The organism is Brevibacterium sp. RIT 803 (genome assembly GCF_016892625.1).
GTDB lineage: Bacteria > Actinomycetota > Actinomycetes > Actinomycetales > Brevibacteriaceae > Brevibacterium.
Genome location: NZ_JAFEMW010000002.1, coordinates 643,887 through 658,114, shown reverse-complemented (window position 1 = coordinate 658,114; position 14,228 = coordinate 643,887). Strand labels below are relative to the sequence as shown.

General features: G+C 62.2%; 16 protein-coding genes and 1 tRNA gene. 12 read left to right on the top strand and 5 right to left on the bottom strand.

The features are described 5' to 3' along the window. Positions 1 to 113 precede the first annotated feature (113 nt). The 4 genes from JTF07_RS10265 (at position 114) to eno (ending at position 3,063) form a co-directional block, all read left to right on the top strand. Positions 114 to 308, top strand: coding sequence for a CsbD family protein (locus JTF07_RS10265; protein WP_143921044.1), 195 nt, complete (start codon positions 114 to 116; stop codon positions 306 to 308). Positions 309 to 381: 73 nt separating this feature from the next. Continuing rightward, complete coding sequence (locus JTF07_RS10260) at positions 382 to 888, top strand: MazG nucleotide pyrophosphohydrolase domain-containing protein (RefSeq protein ID WP_353843931.1); 507 nt, start codon at positions 382 to 384, stop codon at positions 886 to 888. Beyond that, positions 885 to 1,700, top strand: a complete 816-nt coding sequence (locus JTF07_RS10255; protein WP_204234120.1) for a tyrosine-protein phosphatase — start codon at positions 885 to 887, stop codon at positions 1,698 to 1,700. The genes JTF07_RS10260 and JTF07_RS10255 overlap by 4 nt, the downstream gene beginning before the upstream one ends. Before the next feature lie 82 nt (positions 1,701 to 1,782). Continuing rightward, the gene (eno, locus tag JTF07_RS10250; RefSeq protein WP_204234119.1) at positions 1,783 to 3,063 is read left to right on the top strand and encodes a phosphopyruvate hydratase; all 1,281 of its coding nucleotides are present in this window, start codon (positions 1,783 to 1,785) and stop codon (positions 3,061 to 3,063) included. A 315-nt stretch (positions 3,064 to 3,378) separates the two neighbouring features. Here eno and JTF07_RS10245 read toward each other — a convergent pair whose 3' ends face one another. Continuing rightward, positions 3,379 to 4,098 (bottom strand): DUF559 domain-containing protein, encoded by a 720-nt coding sequence (locus tag JTF07_RS10245; RefSeq protein WP_252199685.1) that lies wholly within the window; start codon positions 4,096 to 4,098, stop codon positions 3,379 to 3,381. Between the two features lie 460 nt (positions 4,099 to 4,558). Here JTF07_RS10245 and JTF07_RS10240 point away from each other — a divergent pair, with 460 nt between their 5' ends. The 5 genes from JTF07_RS10240 to JTF07_RS10220 all read left to right on the top strand — a co-directional run bounded on the left by JTF07_RS10240 (position 4,559) and on the right by JTF07_RS10220 (position 9,283). After that, positions 4,559 to 5,050 carry an FtsB family cell division protein gene (locus JTF07_RS10240; protein ID WP_204234118.1) on the top strand — a complete coding sequence of 164 codons (492 nt, stop codon included), beginning with the start codon at positions 4,559 to 4,561 and terminating at the stop codon, positions 5,048 to 5,050. After that, positions 5,050 to 5,580: a DUF501 domain-containing protein gene (locus JTF07_RS10235; RefSeq protein ID WP_204234117.1), complete on the top strand. Its 531-nt coding sequence runs from the start codon at positions 5,050 to 5,052 to the stop codon at positions 5,578 to 5,580. The genes JTF07_RS10240 and JTF07_RS10235 overlap by 1 nt, the downstream gene beginning before the upstream one ends. Positions 5,581 to 5,589: 9 nt before the next feature. Continuing rightward, a complete protein-coding gene (locus JTF07_RS10230) occupies positions 5,590 to 6,537 on the top strand; it encodes a Ppx/GppA phosphatase family protein (protein ID WP_204234116.1) in 948 nt (315 codons plus the stop codon). A 101-nt stretch (positions 6,538 to 6,638) separates the two neighbouring features. Then, positions 6,639 to 7,829, top strand: a complete 1,191-nt coding sequence (locus tag JTF07_RS10225) for a S8 family peptidase (RefSeq protein ID WP_252199684.1) — start codon at positions 6,639 to 6,641, stop codon at positions 7,827 to 7,829. Between the two features lie 80 nt (positions 7,830 to 7,909). Further along, entirely contained in the window at positions 7,910 to 9,283 is a 1,374-nt protein-coding gene (locus JTF07_RS10220; protein WP_204234114.1) for an NAD(P)/FAD-dependent oxidoreductase, read from the top strand. A gap of 172 nt (positions 9,284 to 9,455) precedes the next feature. Here JTF07_RS10220 and JTF07_RS10215 read toward each other — a convergent pair whose 3' ends face one another. After that, a complete protein-coding gene (locus JTF07_RS10215; protein ID WP_204234113.1) occupies positions 9,456 to 10,061 on the bottom strand; it encodes an NAD(P)-dependent oxidoreductase in 606 nt (201 codons plus the stop codon). A 79-nt stretch (positions 10,062 to 10,140) separates the two neighbouring features. On the opposite strand from JTF07_RS10215, the gene JTF07_RS10210 reads away from it, so the two are divergent. Both JTF07_RS10210 and JTF07_RS10205 read left to right on the top strand, forming a co-directional pair. Next, on the top strand, positions 10,141 to 10,530 hold the full coding sequence (locus JTF07_RS10210) for a winged helix-turn-helix transcriptional regulator (RefSeq protein ID WP_204234112.1): 390 nt from the start codon (positions 10,141 to 10,143) through the stop codon (positions 10,528 to 10,530). 110 nt (positions 10,531 to 10,640) lie between these two features. Continuing rightward, a complete protein-coding gene (locus JTF07_RS10205; RefSeq protein ID WP_204234111.1) occupies positions 10,641 to 11,525 on the top strand; it encodes a glutamate ABC transporter substrate-binding protein in 885 nt (294 codons plus the stop codon). 15 nt (positions 11,526 to 11,540) lie between these two features. Here the strand turns inward: JTF07_RS10205 and JTF07_RS10200 are convergent, their stop codons facing one another. The 3 genes from JTF07_RS10200 to JTF07_RS10190 all read right to left on the bottom strand — a co-directional run bounded on the left by JTF07_RS10200 (position 11,541) and on the right by JTF07_RS10190 (position 12,812). Then, complete coding sequence (locus JTF07_RS10200; RefSeq protein ID WP_204234110.1) at positions 11,541 to 12,002, bottom strand: hypothetical protein; 462 nt, start codon at positions 12,000 to 12,002, stop codon at positions 11,541 to 11,543. A gap of 58 nt (positions 12,003 to 12,060) precedes the next feature. Continuing rightward, positions 12,061 to 12,630, bottom strand: a complete 570-nt coding sequence (locus JTF07_RS10195; RefSeq protein WP_204234109.1) for a dienelactone hydrolase family protein — start codon at positions 12,628 to 12,630, stop codon at positions 12,061 to 12,063. Between the two features lie 108 nt (positions 12,631 to 12,738). After that, positions 12,739 to 12,812, bottom strand: a tRNA-Leu gene (locus tag JTF07_RS10190). Between the two features lie 143 nt (positions 12,813 to 12,955). Between JTF07_RS10190 and JTF07_RS10185 the strand changes: the two genes are divergently transcribed. After that, positions 12,956 to 14,212: an MFS transporter gene (locus JTF07_RS10185; protein ID WP_204234108.1), complete on the top strand. Its 1,257-nt coding sequence runs from the start codon at positions 12,956 to 12,958 to the stop codon at positions 14,210 to 14,212. Positions 14,213 to 14,228 lie beyond the last annotated feature (16 nt).

Sequence of the window (14,228 nt, the reverse complement as noted above, 5' to 3'; positions counted from 1 at the left end):
GATCGACTCAGAATGAATCTGCACGTATTCTGAGAGTTCACATTCTTCCGCCATTCCTGGCGTAGAGTGCGAATACGAGTACAGACGTACCGTGAGACTGAAGGAGAGACATCATGGGTTTTGACGACAAGTTCGACAACAAGACTGAAGAATTCTCCGGTAAGGCCAAGGAGACAGTCGGCGACATGACCGGCGATGACGAGCTCAAGGCCGAGGGCTCCGCGGACCAGCTCAAGGGCAAGACCAAGCAGGTCGGCGAGAAGGTCAAGGACCTCGGCAAGGACGTCAAGGACAAGTTCAGCAAGTGATGCAGAATTCGACCCCCATCGCGCCTGCGGTGGGGGTCATTCTTATTGTTCGCCCTTCGTAGTGTGTCGAGCAGTGAGTCGAACTGTCATAGCGGTGCAGGAATCGGAAGGTGTCACGACAGTGGAGCAGGCAGAGACAACGGGCGTCATCGGTGCTCGAACCGAGGGAGCAATCGAGGCGATGGCGACACTGCGGCGTCGGTGCCCGTGGTCGAGCCGGCAGGACCACGGAAGCCTCGAGAAGTATGCGCGTGAGGAGACCGAGGAGCTCATCGAAGCACTCGAAGACTACCGAGCTGATTCGAATCCGGACCACCGAGCCGCCGTCGTCGAGGAACTCGGCGATGTCTTCTACCAGGTGCTCTTCCATTCCGCGCTGTTGGACGAGAGTGAGTCCGCCCCCTACGGGCACACGCTGGGGATGATCATCGAAGGGCTGGAGGCAAAACTCATCCGGCGTCATCCCCTGGCCTTCGGCGAGGGCGCCAGTGATGAGCACATGGCCTCCCTCGAAGACGTCGAGGCCGAATATCGCCGGATCAAGACAGAAGAGAAACAGCAGAAAGACACGAATCAGTGAGTTTGGATCGTATCGATATCGAAGGCACATTCAACTTCCGTGACATCGGAGGATCCCCCACCTCGGCGGGGGAGTCGAGCGTCGGAAAGGGGAAGGTCTTCCGGTCCGACGGTATCGCCCAACTGACAGACAGGTCGCGGGCCGAGATCAGAGCACTCGGCATCAGAACCGTCGTCGATCTGCGTGACGTCGGGGAACGATCCAAGCTGCCCGACGCGCTCGAGGGACTCGACGTGGAGCACATCGAGCTGCCCATCTTCGACGATCATTTCTTTCCTGAGAAGCAGCTCAGCCGCGAGGAGATGCAGAAGGCCGCCGAGGCGACCGGAATGGACCTCTCCGATCGCTCACTGAGTAAGATCTACGAGCTGATGATCAGCCACTTCGGAACGCGACTGGCCAAGGCCGTCGATGTCGTTGCGCAGAGCTGCGAAGGCGGAGTCGTCTTCCACTGCTCTGCCGGCAAGGACAGGACCGGCATGGTCGCCGCATTCATCCTCGCGCTCCTCGGCGTCGGACGTCAGGAGATCCTCGAGGACTACGCGATCACCTCCCAGCATCTGTCGGGAGGATTCCTCGAGAACATCACCCGGAACTTCGCCGACGCCGGCATCTCCGGCAACCTCGCCGAGACGGCAACAGCGGCACCACCGGAACTCATGGCGAAGATCCTCGACTCCGTCGAGGCAGAATATGGCGAGAACGGTGTCGAAGCCTATCTGCTCGAGCATGGAATGGATCCGGCGAGCCCGGATAAGCTGCGCGAACAGCTGTTGACGTCTGCTGACAGGCAAGGGGGCGTCCGGGACTGAGAATGAGCTCGGTCCTCCGGTGCATTAAGCTGTCCTGCAGGCACATGTTCCCCATGTGAAACCAATTGCGAAGGAGTAATCAGTGGCTGAGATTGTTGCCGCAAACGCCCGTGAAATCCTGGATTCCCGGGGAAATCCCACCGTTGAGGTGGAAGTGCTGCTGGCCGACGAATCCGTCGGTCGTGCTGGTGTTCCTTCCGGTGCCTCCACCGGTGAGTTCGAAGCCGTTGAGCTGCGCGACGGAGACCCAGAATGTTACCTGGGCAAAGGCGTCACCAGTGCTGTTGACGCAGTCGTCGACGAGATCCACGAGGTCATCGTCGGTCTCGAAAGCGATGATCAGCGTCTGGTCGACCAGGCACTGATCGAGCTCGACGGAACCGAGAACAAGTCCCGCCTGGGCGCCAATGCCCTCCTGGGCACCTCGCTGGCAGTGGCTCGTGCGGCCGCGGTGTCTGCGGACCTGCCGCTCTACCGGTACCTGGGCGGACCGAACGCCCACGTCATGCCCGTTCCAATGATGAACATCCTCAACGGCGGATCGCATGCCGATTCCAACGTCGACATCCAGGAATTCATGATCGCTCCCATCGGCGCGGCAAGCTTCCACGAGGGTCTGCAGTGGAGCGTCGAGGTCTATCACGCGCTCAAGGGCGTGCTCAAGGAGCGCGGCCTGTCGACCGGGCTCGGCGACGAGGGCGGGTTCGCACCGAACCTCGATTCCAATGCCGCGGCACTCGACCTCATCCTCGAGGCCATCGAACTGGCCGGACACCGTCCGGGCCGCGATATCGCGGTGGCACTCGATGTGGCCTCTTCCGAGTTCTACTCCGATGGGGCCTACGAGTTCGAGGGCGAGAAGAAGTCCGCGCAGGACATGGCCGCATACTACGAGGGTCTGCTCGCCAAGTACCCGCTGGTGTCTATCGAAGATCCACTCGACGAGAACGACTGGGAAGGTTGGGCCACCCTGACCGAGTCCATCGGCTCCAAGGTTCAGCTCGTCGGCGACGATCTGTTCGTGACGAACCCCGAGCGTCTCCAGCGAGGCATCGACACCAGCACCGCCAACTCGCTGCTCGTCAAGGTCAACCAGATCGGCACCCTGACAGAGACCCTCGATGCGGTTTCGCTGGCACAGACCAACGGATACACGACGATGATCTCGCACCGTTCAGGCGAAACCGAGGACACGACGATCGCCGACCTGGCCGTGGCAACGAATGCCGGCCAGATCAAGGCCGGTGCTCCGGCACGTTCCGAGCGCGTGGCCAAGTACAACCAGCTGCTGCGCATCGAAGAGCAGCTCGGCGATGCCGCCCGCTACGCCGGACGCGGAGCCTTCCCTCGCTTCGACGGTTGAATGGCTTCGTCCCCGAGGCGGGTGTCAGGTGATCATCAATGGTCATCCGGCCCCGCCTCGGCGGCATTCATCGACAAAACCTCCTTTGACGGGATCGTTGCCAGACTCCCACCGATCACCGAACCTCTCCGCGATCACAAAACCTCCTGATGATCACAAAACTTCCTGGTGATCACAAAACCTCCTACCCCTCGCAGAACACACTGGGAGCGCACAAACTCCACCTGCTCCACGCATTTCATACATCTGCAGAGGTTGTTCATACGGCTGCGGGTGAGGGGTCCTGCCGCGTCTGCCGTGCGCATCCTCGGTGAATCACCTCGTGCCCATGAGGGCTCGCCTGATCTCTTCGAACTTCGCGTCGGTGAATAGCTCTTTCCAACTGATTCTGATGACTCGCCAGCCCTGATCTCGCAGCCATTGTTCTCTGCGCCTTTCGCGTTCGAGTTCGTCGCGGGGCACCCCCGAGCCGAGATACAGCTTTCCGAGTCCATCGATTTCAACGATCATCCGGGCTCCCTTGTGGCAGAAGTCGACGCGAATATTTGACCGCAATGAGGCCGCTTTGAACTCGACTTGGGGGACGAACCCGACGAAACCGTGCTGGAAGAATCTCACCGCGGCGATCGACTCGGCAGGGGATTCGCGGCGGCCATCGGCCAGGTCGAGAGCGAGATGAACCTTCTTGGTGTTCCTTGTCTCCAAGCATTGTGCCAGCGTCATGAGGATCTTCTCTCGCGTCGTCAGTCCACGGTGCAAAGCGTTGTCGAGCATGGAAACCGAGATATCGGGGTTGTCTGTTCGAGCACCATCAATGAGCGTGCGTTCAAGCGTCGTCACCTCGGTCCCGCGAACTGCCTGCCGGTGATGTCTCGGGGTTGTCACACCCCTGACATGAATGCTCTTGAACCTGCGGTTGACTCCGGGGCGCACCGCCTCCACTTGGTGGGTGACAGGGTAGGCAATAGGCAGGCCGTCGATGAGAGCCGCGGAGATGTGCGAGAACACCTCGGCCGGGGGTGATGCCGTCGACATCGAAGTCGCTGCGGTTGCCCCAGCAGTGGTGTCAGATTCCGCCTGTCGTTCCTGCTGTCCCTGCTTCTGGGATCTGACTTCGCACTAAAGATTTTTGGGTTGTGTATAACTCTGTGGATAACCACTAGTTGAGGTGGAAGCTGGATTGGGAGTGGTGAGGTGCGGGGCGTTGACGTGTGCATCTCGGGACTCCGGCGTCCGCACCCTGCAGTGTGAGTGCCATATCACCCAACAGCAGCGGGGGGGTTTTAGGGCCAACGGTGCCGGGAGCTGAACTAGTTGTCGGACATCGACGAAAGGGTAGGACGTGCGTGAGCGCAGCGAAGGAGCCGGGCGGATCTGGGCTTTCGAAAAATAGAACACGCCACGACACCCAAATCCTCGCAGTCCGGATGATGACACGGCAGACTTAGATGTGTTGCGACAGCCTTCCCCATCCCCGGTCGCAGAGGAAAGAGACATGGTTCCGAGCAAGCCCAGAAACAGCGCCCCCAAATCGGCTCCGGGCAGAGCCGCTCCCCGTCGACGCCCTGCACCGGTCGTCGAGGCTCAGCCCACCGAAGACACTCGCAAGCGGAAGCTGTCCTGGCAGACTGGAGTATTCCTCCTCGTCATCGCCATCGTGCTCGTCACCTTCCTGCCCTCGATCAACTCGGCCCTCAAACAGGCACAGCAGATCGCCGCGCTCAACAGCGAGATCGAATCGACGAAGTCCGAAGTCCAGGGACTGGAAGAGAAGAACGAGAACCTCAAGGACCCTGCATACATCACGCGCAAGGCCCGCAAGGATCAGTACTACGTCGAAGAGGGCAAGAACGCGGTCATCGTCACCAATCAGGAGGCGATCAACGGTGACGATTCGGCTACGGACCGCCCGCAACGCAAACAAGCCTGGTACCTTGAGTTGCTGGAGTCGATTCAAGAGGTCGGCAATACCGTGGAGAAGGGCTGATGATCACAGAGTGCACCGAGGCGGACTTCGCCATCCTGAAGGACCAGCTCGGGCGGATTCCGCGCGGCGTCGTCGGGATTGCCGCCCGCAGCACATCGGGTGAGCCTCTGGTCGTCGCCACTGCTCCGAGGCTCGAGGACGGCACGCCGTTCCCCACCGCCTTCTACCTCACTCATCCCGCCTTCGTCACGGAGTGCTCGCGTCTCGAGGCTTCGGGAATCATGGCCGAATGGTCTGCTGAGCTCGCCGAGGACGAAGAGCTCGCAGCCTCCTATGCCAAGGCCCATACCGCTTACCTTGCGACGCGATCCGAGATCGGCAGAACGGCCGGCCTCGCCGAGGTGGAGGAGATCAAGGACTACTCCGCCGGCGGCATGCCCAACCGAGTGAAATGCCTGCACGCCCTGGTGGGCCACTCACTGGCTGCCGGCCCTGGGATCAACCCGATCGGTGATCGCGCAATCTCCTTCATGACCGACGTCCCCACCCCGGCGGGCGCAGAGAACGCCTCGGCCGAGGCAAGCGAATAGGAGAGACTCATGCGAGTTGCCGCCTTCGACTGCGGGACCAATTCCCTGCGTCTGCTCATCGCCGACGTCGACGAGCACGGACAGATGACCGAGCTTCGTCGTGAGACCCGGATCGTGCGCCTCGGCCAGGGTGTGGACGCGACGGGTGAGTTCGCCCCCGAAGCCTTGGAACGCACGTTCACCGCGGCCCGGGAATTCGCCGAGGTGGCTGCCGAGTACTCACCGGAGAAGCTGAGGTTCGTCGCCACCTCCGCCAGCCGTGACGTGAAGAACCGAGACGAGTTCTCCGCAGGCATCTTCGGCATCCTGGGCGTCGTGCCCGACGTCATCACCGGCGACGAAGAGGCTCATCTGTCATTCCTCGGTGCGACCGTCGGACACGGTGCCGACAGCGGACCGTTCCTCGTCATGGACCTCGGCGGGGGATCAACCGAACTGGTCCTCGGCTCCGAAAGCGTCACCTCGGCGGTCAGCATGGATATCGGATCCGTGCGCCTGACTGAACGCCACATGTCCGTTGACGTCCCCGACCAGGCGCAGATCCAGGCGGCCATCGGCGACATCGATGCCAACCTCGACAAGGCCGCCGAGATCGTCGATCTTGCCGCCCCGCGGACGATGATCGGAGTCGCAGGCACTGTCACCACACTGGCCGCGGGAATCCTCGACCTCGACAGCTATCAGCGCGAACGCATCCACGGCACCCATCTGCGCGTGGCCGACATCGACGGCGAAGCCAACGAACTGCTGCGGATGGGGCGTGAGGCTCGTGCCGGACTCCCGTACATGCACCCCGGGCGCGTCGACGTCATCGCGGCGGGGGGACTGCTGTTCGCCCGAATCGCGGCCCGCATCGATTCCGCAGTCAGGAGCGCGGGGGCTGAACTCGACATCATGGTCTCGGAGACGGACATCCTCGACGGCACCGCGCTCGACCTAGCGCGACCGCAGTCGTGAGGCCCGTCGCGCCGCGGACACCGACACCTTCCCAGCGCCCACGCGCTGGAAGGCGCACCGCAAAACTCGCCATCGTCGGTTCTCTGGTGCTGGGACTGGTCATGGGCACGACTCAGCCAGCACTCGCTGCGCCCGAGCCCGGACCCGGACAGTGGTACATCAAGAAATACGGCATCGATGACATGTGGAAGAAGTCCACGGGCAAAGGCGTGAAGGTCGCCGTCATCGATTCCGGCGTCAACACCAAACATGAGGACCTCAAAGGCGTGGTCAGCAAGTCAAAGGACTTCAGCGGACTCGACAAGGACGGCAAGACCCCGATCGGTGGCAAGACGACGATCCACCACGGCACCGCCGTCTCCGGAGTCATCGCGGGCCAGGGGCAAGGCGCCGGACCTACCGGAGTCGCGCCCGACGTCGATATCCTGTCTGCCTCGATGTGGTTGGGCCCCGACCGCCCGAAGGAATCAGGCTCCACTCGCGAGCAGGCCGACAAAGCAATCCGCTGGGCTGTCGACTCGGGAGCCAAGGTCATCAACATGTCGCTGGGCTGGGACGATCCTGCCTGGCCCTCCAGCTGGGACGAATCCTTCGCCTACGCGTATGAGAAGGACGTCGTCGTCGTCGCCTGTGTCGGCAATGCCTCCCAAGGCGCGACCCAGGCGTGGTCGCCGTCGACAGTGCCCGGCGTCATCGGCGTCGGCGGACTGGGCAAGAACAACCGAGTTCTCTCCGAGTCAACTGCTCCTGGAACGGCTGTTGACCTCATGGGGCCGGCGGCAGACATTCCGATCCCGTACTACTCGGGCGGCTATGCAGAGGGGCAGGGATGTTCCTTCGCCTCACCGATCGTCTCCGGAGTGGCAGCGCTGATCCGGGCCGAGGACCCAGATCTCAGTGCCGACGAGGTCACCGCCAAGCTGACTTCGACGGCCAAGCCTGTGCCCGGGCACAAGGGGCAGAGCAAAAAGGGCAAGCCGGATCCCATCGTCGGCTGGGGTCGTCTCGATCCGAAGGCCGCGATGAAGGCCGACGTCCCGAAGTCTGTTCCCAGCTCAGCCGACGCTCTCGCCGACTGGGTGACGATGCACCGGCGCGCACAGTCCGACTCGGCTGAGACGGAGAATGCGGTACCAGCAGAGGACAACAACCCGAAAGCAGTCGCGCCCAAGGACGTGGTCTCATCTCAGGCCACGCCCAAGCTGGGGTTCTCGGTTCTGGGTGCCGGAGGCCTCATCGCAGTTGTCCTCTTCGTGCTCTCAGCAGTGGTTTTCATTCGCCGCAAACGCTGATAGAACCCGGTGCCGAACCTCTGATCTGGAGCGTCGAGATGCAATTAGTGAAAGTTTTCACAAGGGCCTAAGATGGGAATATGGCACTCATCAGAAACTCAAAATTGCGTCCTCGAATCCTCGTCGTTGGTGGCGGCTACCTTGGTCTCGTTACCGCTCAGAATCTGTTGAAGAACCTCGGTCGTGGCGAAGCCACAGTGACCGTGGTCGATCCCAATCCCTACATGACCTACCTGCCGTTCCTCCCCGAGGTGGCAGCCGGGTCCATCGAACCACGTCACGCCGTCGTGCCGTTGCGCCGCAATCTCTCCGGTGCCGAGGTCATCACCGCGAAGGTCACCTCGATCAACCACGGCGACAAGTTCGTCACCGTCGAGCCGGAGAACGACGAGGCGTTCGAGCTCGACTACGACCACATCATCATGGCCGCCGGTTCGGTGGCGCGCGCTCTGCCGATTCCCGGCCTCAAGGAGAACGCCATCGCGCTCAAGCGCATCGAGGAAGCCGTCGCACTGCGCGATCACCTCCTCAGCCGCTTGTCCGATGCCTCGCTGATGGAAGATGATGACGAACGTCGCAAGGCGCTGACCTTCGTCTTCGTCGGTGGCGGATTCGCCGGCATCGAACTCCTCACCGAGCTCGAAGACGTCGTCCGCTCCGCAGTGGCTCAGTACGAGACGCTGACAGAAGCCGACGTCCGCTTCGTCCTCGTCGAGGCACTGGATCGCGTGATGCCCGAGGTCGGCGAAGCTCAGGCTCGCTGGGTTGTGGAGCACATGCGCGAACGCGGCATCGACGTGTACCTCGAGACCTTCCTCCAGGACTGCACCGACAAGCACATCAAGCTCTCCAGCGGTGAAGAGTTCGACGCGGACACCATCGTGTGGTCGGCTGGCGTCAAGGCCAACCCGATCCTCGTCGACTCGGACCTGCCTCTCGATGAACGCGGTCGCGTGACCGTGCGCGCCGATCTGCGCGTCGAAGGCGACAACGGCGTGGTCGAAGGCGCATGGGCCGCCGGTGACAACGCTGCCGTGCCGGATCTCTCCGGTGGCGGTGTGGGTGGCTACTGCGTGCCCAACGCTCAGCACGCCGTGCGACAGGCGCCAGTCTTGGCTGCCAACGTTCTCGCCGCACTGCGCGGAGAGACCGAGTTCAAGCAGTACTTCCACAAGACCATCGGCACTGTTGCGGGCCTCGGCCTGTACAAGGGCGTTTCGCAGATGGGCGACTTCGAAGCCCGCGGCGTCCTCGCTTGGCTGATGCACCGCGCCTACCACGGCTACGCGATCCCGACAGTGGACCGCAAGGTCAAGGTCTTCGGCAACTGGATCCTCAACGCCATCGTCGGTCGCGACGCCATGCCGCTGGCTGATCTCGATGTCCCTCGCAAGAACTTCGTCGAGGCCGCTAACTCAAAGCCGGCTCCTCAGAAGGAAACCGCCAAGGCCTGATACCTGAGTGCAGGATTCGCATCCGGTCATCACCGTGATGTGAACCCCGATGAGGTCTGAAGAACGCCGCGAGTGCAATTGCACTCCCGGCGTTCTTCTCATTCACGAGGGGCGGAATCAGAGCGCCCGCGGCTCGAATCCCGAGAGGGTGTGCCGCTGGGCATCGAGCGCCTCAGCTCGCGACTGTGAAGCGAGAGTCGATGTGCTTTGCATCGACGATCTCGTCAACCATGGCCACAGCGAAGTCCTCTGCTGAGATCGAATCACCGGCGGGCGTCTCGAGTTCGGTTGAGTAGGTTCCGGTACGTTCACCGGGCCCGATCTCAGGGGCGGGGGAGATCAGGGTCCAGGGAGAGTAGCTGCCTGAACGCATCAGCTCGAGTGCCCTCGTGCCGGTCTCCGATTCAGCCTTATAGGCTTCTGGGAATCCTTCGGTGTCCTTGAGCATGGTGTCGCCGACGAAGAGCGATCCGGCACCGCCGACGACGAAGACGCGCTTGTCTCCGCTTGACTGAGCCAGTGTCTCCAGAGCTTTCAACCACTCTTCGTGGGGTCCGCCGGTGCGGCTGGGACCAGTTGTCGAGACGATGACGTCATGATCGGCGACGACCTGTCGGTCGAATTCGGCGTCTGCCATGTCGCCCTGGAGGTTCGCTGCGGCGCCCGGGACCTCGGTGCCGGTCCGAGTGATGGCTGTGACCTCGAGGCCGCGCTCGGCGGCTTCCTTGGTGACGCGGGATCCGATCATTCCGGAAGCTCCGAACAGTGCGATCTTCATGGTGTGTCCTTTCGTTGAAGCGGCTGTTGCCATAAAGATACCCTTTGGATATTGAGTACCTCAAAGATACTATTGGGGTATGAGTATGAGCAGTTCCTGGGAAGGCGATGCCTTCGATCCTGAATGTCCGACCCGAGTCGTCCTCGACCGAGTCGGTGACAAATGGACGGTCCTCATCATCAGCGTCCTCGACGAGGGTCCGAAGCGCTTCAGCGAGATTCGGGTGGCGATAGGTGGGATCACACCGAAGGTCCTCACCTCTACCCTGCGGTCGCTGGCAGCAGACGGGCTGGTGACCAGAGAGGTCTTCGGTGAGGTTCCACCACGAGTGGAATACGCGCTGACCGAACTCGGGCGGTCCCTTCAAGAACCCGTCGCCGCACTGCGTCGGTGGGCGGAGCTCAATGTGGCAGCCATTTCGGACAGCCGAGCCAGGCAGGCGGACGCGGGCACGCTGCCCAGCTCCTGAAGCAATTCGATCGTGCTCCGATCAGTCATGCGCTCCGTCGTTCTACCGGTAGGATCGGATCACTTCTGCTCAATGGTGAGGAGCAGCTGACATTTCACAAGGGAGTGTGCATGCGCAAGGTCAACTGGGTCATCGGGTTAGCTGCGGTCGGGCTGGTCCTGAGCGGATGTGGTCAAGGCGGTACCCCGGCCGATCCCGACGGCGGTGAGGGCGGGCCAGCATACGAAGTGAACGATGACGCCGACATTGCTGCTTCTCCGACGTGGAAGAGCGCACACGATCAGGGCTCCATCACAATCGGGGTCTATCACGATCAGCCGGGCATCGGGAACCTCACGGCAGGAGCCGAAGCGCCAGAAGGCTTCGACGTCGAGATCGCAACTCTCGTGGCCGGTCAGCTCGGTTTCGCGCCTGAGGACATCGACTGGGTCGAAACTGTGACCGCCAATCGGGACACTTTTCTTCAGCAGGGCAATGTCGACCTCATCGTGGCCGGCTACACCATCAACGATGAGCGCAAGAAGATCGTCGACTTCGCCGGCCCCTACTACACGACAGGGCAAGATCTCATGGTCCGCTCTGATTCAGACATTGCTGGCCCCGACGACCTCGGCGGCAAGACGGTGTGTGCCACCGTCGGGGGAGTACCTGGACAGAGGATGGCGAAAGAGCATCCTGAAGCAGAGCTCGTCACCTACGACACGGTGTCAAAATGTGTGACCGACCTGCAATCGGGTTCCGTTGATGCGGTGACGACCGATGACGCAATCCTGCGTGGCTATGCCGCGCAGAGCGGGGACGAGCTGACTGTCGTCGGTCAGCCCTTCTCCGAGGACCACTATGGAATCGGCCTGCCCAAGGGAGAAGTTGAACTCCGCAGTGCCGTCAATGATGCCATTGAAGCAGCAGTCGAGAACGGGGACTGGACGCAGGCGTTCGAGCACACATTGGGGGATTCGGACGGCGTGGAGGAGCCGACCGTCGACCGATACTAGTCACGCCGGCAGAAGTCAGTCTCCGGTGATCACTGCGAACACCTCGGCGAGTTCGCGAAGCTCACCCGCGACGCGGTACACGCGAGGAGACCCGGTGTACGTCCAATTGCTGGTGATCATCGACGCGCTCGCACCGCTGGTGGTGACGGAGTACTCCTCACGGCTGAGCTTCGCCGTTCGGTCGGCGATCAGCCGCTGGCGCAGCTCGGGGGAGAGGCCTTCCCAGTGGTCGGCTGCCTCGTATCCGAGCTCGTGCCAATCGGCGTCGACCTCACGGTAGGCGAGCGGGCGGTTCGATCCCGTGGCAAGATTGCTTCCTGTCTGGGATGTCTCAGGTGCTGAAGCTTGGTCGGCCTCGCCGGAGATGGCCGAATTTGCGAAGAGCACGGCAGGTCCCTGAGTGGCAGCGACGCTGGGATCTCCCAGATCGCCGACGGACTGAGGAGGACCCTGCGGGGTGAGCAGCACATTCGTCATGTCACCATCTTGCCCGGGCGAACGGCCGGATGCGAACCTTCAGGCTCGCGCTGGACGTTCAGATGGCTGCGAGGAACCCACGGACCCGTTCGAGCAGCAGCTCAGTCGCTCCTGCGTCGAAGGAACCCAAGGACGAATCGGCGAAGAGATGCTGATCGCCAGGGTAGACGAAGAGTTCTGCCGAGGGTGCGGAGTCGGCTAAGTCGCGGGCAGCGGGCAGGTCCTCGGCGAAGAATTCATCGTGTTCATTGCCATGGATCTGCACCGGCACATTCTCAGGCCATGCCGACCCGAATTCGGAGACCGGCAGGCAGGCGTCGATGAGAAGTGCACCGCGGGTATCGTCCCGGGTTTGGGCGAGCCGCTGGGCGATGGTCACTCCGAAGGAGAAACCCGCGTAGACGAGCCCGGAGCTCGACGATGGTGTGTCCGCGACACCACGCTGTCGGATCGTGTCGAATCCGGCCTCGCCGGCATAGGCGAAACCCTCCTCGATGGATCCGAACGTGCGGCCCTCGAACATGTCGGGCACGTGCACCGTAAGTCCCGAGCTTCTCAGCTCTTCGGCGAATGCTGCGACCCCGTCGGTGAGTCCCTGTATGTGATGGTAGAGCACGATTTCGGCCATGGCGCTGAATCTCCTTTGATTGCCGTCGGCGAATGGTCCGATTGTACGCAGGAGTGCAGCGCCTGGCAGGGTGAGAATGACCGGCAGAGAGTTGCGAGGCGAAAAATGTCCCCCCAGTGGGACTCGAACCCACACTTGATCGATTTTAAGTCGACTGCCTCTGCCGATTGGGCTATAGGGGGATGTGCCGGAGCTGCTACCACGGCGCCAGCACTCACTTTATAGGGTACCGGGAACTGGCGCGATCCGGGGCACGGCGACCATACCGACGCCGCGATCTGAGACACAACGACGAGTAGTATGTGAGACAGCTAGTCTCAAACTTATGACAGAGAATCCGCCCAGCAGACAGGCTTGGGTGATCCTCGTCATCGGAGTGCTGTCACAGATGGCAGCCACCGTCGCGATCACCGGTCCGGCCTTCCTGATTCCGTATATGCACACGGACCTCGGCTACACGCTGACTCAAGCCGGAACCGTGGCCGCAGCCCCGAGCTTCGGCCTCATCCTCACCCTCATCGCCTGGGGTGCCTTCGCCGACAGGTTCGGCGAACGACTGGCCATGACGCTGGGCATCGCCCTGACTGCTCTGGCTTCGGGTCTGGCCGTGGCCGTGGTCGGCTCACCAGTGTGTATGGTCATCATCATCGCGGCCTCCGGAGCGGCCGCGGCATCCGTGAACTCGGCCAGCGGGCGCGTGGTCATGGGCTGGTTCCCCCGCCACCGGCGTGGATTGGCCATGGGCATCAGACAGATGTCGCAGCCGCTGGGTACCAGTGTGGCCGCTCTGAGTGTCCCACCCATCGCCTCATCCAGTGGGTTCACCGGGTACCTGTGGTTCATCGTCATCGTCACCGGTGTCATGGCCGTGATCTGCTTCGGGCTCGTCCGGGATCCTCCCCGCACCGAGGTGGCACCCACCCCCGTACCCACGTCCATCGATGATGCCCGGCCCGTGACCACCTCGGTGTCGGGAGAGAACAAGACGCCCGCCGCGACGAGCAATCCCTACCGGATGGATTCGTTCCTGTGGCGAATCCACGCCGTCTCTGCGCTGCTGGTGATCCCGCAGTTCGCGTTCTCCACCTACGGCCTCATCTGGCTCATCGCGAACCAGCACATCAGCGTCGGCATCGCCGGCGGCATCGTCGCGGCCTCTCAGATCGTCGGAGCGATCGGGCGCATGATCGTCGGCGGCCTCTCCGATCGGCTCGGCTCCAGGGTCGGACTGATGCGGATCGTGGCCATTGCGGCCGTCGTTCTCGTGGCAGCGATCGCGTTGATCTCACTCACACCGATGCCCGCGGTAGCGACAGTGGTGTTCATTCTGGCGTCCACGGTCTCGGTCGCAGACAACGGGCTGGCCTTCGCCTCCGTCGCCGAGGCTGCCGGCCCGCAATGGTCGGGCAAGGCCATGGGCACGCAGAACACCGGACAGTTCGTCGTGTCCGCGATCTTGGGTCCGGGATTCGGAGCGCTGATCACTGTGTTCGGCTATCCGCTGTCTTTCGCCATCGTCGCGGCAGCGCCTCTCCTCAGCCTCGGGATCATTCCAAAACAGGACATCGATCGGATAACCTGATGTTCATCTTTGCTCA